Below are 1361 nucleotides of genomic sequence, written 5' to 3'. Positions count from 1 at the left end.
CTCAGGAGGGGCGTCGGGAGCGCGCCGAGGCGGCGGCCGGCGCGCGGCGCCGCCAGGAGGCCCTCGCCGCCGAGCTGGCCGAGCTGACCGACGCCGTCCACCGCGACGAGGTGGCGCGCGCCCAGCAGCGGCTGCGGCTCGAGCAGCTCGAGGAGCGCAGCACCTCCGAGCTCGGGACCGCCCCGGACGTCCTCGTCGAGGAGCACGGCCCCCACCGCCCGGTGCCGGTGCTCTCCGAGGCGACGGCCGCCGTCGACCCGCCGAGGGCCGACGAGGCGGACGGGGGCGAGGGCGCCGCCCCGCGGCCGTCCGCCCGCGGCGAGGGCGACGACACGGGTGGGGACGACGACGCCGACGAGCCGCCCACGAGGCCGTACGTGCGCGCCGAGCAGGAGCAGCGCCTGCGCCGGGCCGAGCGCGCGCTCGCGCAGCTGGGGAAGGTCAACCCGCTGGCGCTGGAGGAGTTCGCCGCCCTGGAGGAGCGGCACGCCTTCCTCGTCGAGCAGCTCGACGACCTCACGCGCTCGCGCCAGGACCTGCTCGGCATCGTCGCCGACGTCGACGCCCGCGTGCAGCGGGTCTTCGCCGAGGCCTACGAGGACGTCGCCGCCGCCTTCGAGCGCGTCTTCGCCCGCCTCTTCCCCGGCGGCGAGGGGCGCCTCGTCCTCACCGACCCCGGCGACATGCTCACCACCGGCATCGAGGTCGAGGCGCGCCCGGCCGGCAAGCGCGTCAAGCGCCTGTCGCTGCTGTCGGGCGGCGAGCGCTCGCTGGCCGCCGTCGCGTTCCTCGTGGCGATCTTCACGGCCCGGCCGAGCCCCTTCTACGTCCTCGACGAGGTCGAGGCGGCGCTCGACGACACGAACCTCGGCCGCCTCATCGACGTCATGGAGGAGCTGCGCGCCTCCAGCCAGCTCGTCGTCATCACGCACCAGAAGCGCACCATGGAGGTCGCCGACGCCCTCTACGGCGTCACGATGCGCGGCGACGGCGTGACGACGGTCGTCAGCCAGCGGCTGCGCGAGGTCGCCCCCGCCTGAGGGCGGCCGCCGCCCCTCCGCCCTCCCCGCCCGTCCGGCGGGGCGCGGACGTTGCGATCCGGGCTCGGTCGCGCGTGGCGTCGTGACCGTGCGTGGTTCGTGGGTGACTCTGTGCTCATGACTCTGGGGGGCGCGACCGTGGTGGTCGCCTACACGCTCTTCGCCGTCCTGCTCGCCCTCGTGGTCGTCGCGGTCGCCTGCTGGACCCAGCTCGAGGGCCGCCGCGCGCGGGGCGACCGGCTCGGCCGCGCCCTCGCGCCCCTCATGCGCGGCCTCGAGGCCGGCGGCGCCCGCGCCGCGGCAGCGGGACGCTCCCTGCTC

The 1361-nt window shown here is 77.1% G+C and carries 2 protein-coding genes; both read left to right on the top strand.

Annotation, left to right across the window (positions count from 1 at the left end):
* Window positions 1-1040 (top strand): AAA family ATPase (locus HLB09_RS17130; protein WP_171204491.1); only part of this gene is annotated, 1040 nt, incomplete at its 5' end.
* A 117-nt stretch (window positions 1041-1157) separates the two neighbouring features.
* On the top strand, window positions 1158-1361 hold a 204-nt coding region (locus HLB09_RS17125; RefSeq protein ID WP_171204490.1), incomplete at its 3' end, for a hypothetical protein.

This window comes from Pseudokineococcus marinus (assembly GCF_013004605.1).
Taxonomy (GTDB): Bacteria; Actinomycetota; Actinomycetes; order Actinomycetales; family Quadrisphaeraceae; genus Pseudokineococcus; species Pseudokineococcus marinus.
The sequence above is the reverse complement of the archived record's forward strand: the minus strand, read 5'-3'. Positions and strand labels throughout refer to the sequence as shown.